The 2390-nt window shown below is 42.4% G+C and carries 1 protein-coding gene; it reads right to left on the minus strand.

Annotated features, from left to right (window positions below):
• Nucleotides 1-151: 151 nt before the first annotated feature.
• Nucleotides 152-2095, minus strand: coding sequence for a lipid II flippase MurJ (locus Q0R35_RS07465; RefSeq protein ID WP_295615538.1), 1944 nt, complete (start codon nucleotides 2093-2095; stop codon nucleotides 152-154).
• Nucleotides 2096-2390: the final 295 nt, after the last annotated feature.

The raw sequence follows: 2390 nt of genomic DNA on the forward strand, positions 1-2390 counted from the left end.
TATACTTGTCGGTACACGGTAGCTTTTTAAGGGGGGAACCAGACTCTTAGTCCCCCTTGAAAAGGGGGATTTAGGGGGATTTAAGTCTGCGATTGTAGCAAATAAAACTTTTCAAACATCCTCTCAGACGTAAGAGACTCCTAACTAGTTATTAAAGTTGATATTTATGGCGATCGCGTTCGATTTTAGCTTGCTGTTCTGCTGTTAATATTACCTTTAATTGTCGCTTTCGATCTTGACGAATCGCTTGAATTTCAGCATCTTGTTCGGGTGTTAAATTCATTTTTTCCCATCGAAAAGCGATTGCTTTGCGACGGCTTTGTTTAGCTCGAACTTTTTCCCATCGATCGGGTGTCACAAACGCATCCATTTGTTGTTTTTCGTCTTTCCACAATCGAGCAATTTTTTCTTGTTGCCAGGTATTAAGATGCAGTTGCCGCAGTTGTAATACCGAAATTCCTTGCTCCCAGCCTGTAATTCGATCGAGTAGTACTATTTGCTCTGGAGTTAGAATTTCTTTAAATTTAGCCATACTCTGTTGACGGATTTTAGCTAGTTTAGCTTTGTCATCTGTGCTAACATCGATCGGATCTGGCTGCGGCTGGGCAGCTTTTTGTAATTCAATTTCTTGAAATATCTGGCGTTGTTCGGGAGTTAGGACTGCCTTAATTCGCTCGGTCTTTGTTTGCCGTGTTTGGGCAATTTGCACTTTTTGATCGGGAGTGAGAATGAGATTATCAATTTTTTTAAGATTGCGAAGGACAAAGGCTAATAAGAAAAAGAATGAAAATACATAGACAAAACTAGTCGATAATGCAATTCCAGCAACGCCCAGCCATCTCATGAATAGATAATTCAGCCCGATATTAATCGTGAGATTAAAGGCAGAGCCAATCATCAGAATATAGTTTTTCCGCATTGCCGAAATTAACCGCACCACCAACATGCAGCCAATATAAAAAGGCACCTGGATGGCAAAACTACTTTGAATGTGAGCGACTACGATCGTATCATCGGCGGTAAACGAACCTCTTTGCAACATGATGCGGACGATCGGTTCGGAAAATACGATAATAAAACCAGTTAATGGTAAGCTACCCGCAAAAATCAGCATCAGATAATGCTTGAGCGAGTTACGGATCCCATGCCAATCGTCACTGGCAACCATCTTAGAAAAATAAGGCATTACCGCCGTACTTAATGCCGTACTCGCGATAATAATTGGTAGTGTCACCATCCGGCCACCATAGTCGAGCGCAGCTACACTTCCTGATGGTAACATTGCTGCCATCGATCGATCGACCAAACCAGTGCTACACATTAAAAATGTGCCCACAATCGCGGGTAAATACTGGCTGGCTACTTCTTGGAGGTCGGCGTTAAACCCATACCATTTTGGGCGCAATGAAAATCCTTGTCTGGTGAGTACGGTACCGATAATTGTCATTTCGATTAACTGTCCGCCCACCATCCCCGCAACTAAATCGAAGACTCCCCAGTTAGGGGTGGCAAATAGAAAGACAACGGTAACTGTCGGGGTCACCATCTGTACCAGCGCAGCTAGCGCAAATCGCTCCCCCGCATTGAGTACGGCACTCCAAACCGTACCGATGCCAGTTAAAATCAGCATTGGCGAAATCGCCCACAACAATCGATAAGTCAGTGCCAATTTTTCGGGGCTAAATCCTGCGATTAATTGTGGTAGATAGACTGGCGCACCAGCTAGCATGATTAAGGTGCCAACTGTTAGTAATCCCACACTCCAAATCGTAGCTCCAGCCAAAAGTTGCTGGGCAGCTTTGATTCCTTTTTGCTCTCGAACCTTAATATAAGTAGGAATTAACGCCGAGTTAAACGACCCAGCGATAATATTGAGTAAAAATGAGGGAATAGTCAGTGCGATTAGATATGTATCTAGTTCTTGTGTAGTTCCAAATCTGGAGGCAACTACCAATTCTTTAGCAATAGCTAATAATTTAACTAATGTCGTGCCCATCGCTACGACAACTGCCGCACCAAAAATTCGATTATTTATCGATCCGCTACTAATATTTTTCCATAACTTAGGAATTTTTTGCCATCCAGCGATTTTCATTGTGGTTTTTTCAGTTCGATGCAGAATTCAATAAATGAGCCGATTGTTAGCGTACATAACGATCGGCTAAAGTAGATCGAGAACGATCTTTATCCATATAACTAGTCTAAACGAGATATCGTCTAACGTCTGCTAGTCGCGGTTTTCGGTAAAGATCTTTTGACTGCGCGCAGGTGGTAAAAACAATGATGCTCTTGATAATGATGGAGCTATTTGGAAATTACGGTTTGTATATTTGAGATACCACTTTTGATTGGTATTCATAGCCGCGAGTAACGCAAAGCTCGATAATGTA

It is taken from the genome of Chamaesiphon sp. GL140_3_metabinner_50 (genome assembly GCF_025361915.1).
Classification (GTDB): domain Bacteria; phylum Cyanobacteriota; class Cyanobacteriia; order Cyanobacteriales; family Chamaesiphonaceae; genus Chamaesiphon.

Coding starts and splice junctions, on each gene's coding strand:
- Q0R35_RS07465 (WP_295615538.1), bottom strand. CDS start 2,095: ATGAAAATCGCTGGATGGCAAAAAATTCCTAAGTTATGGAAAAATATT.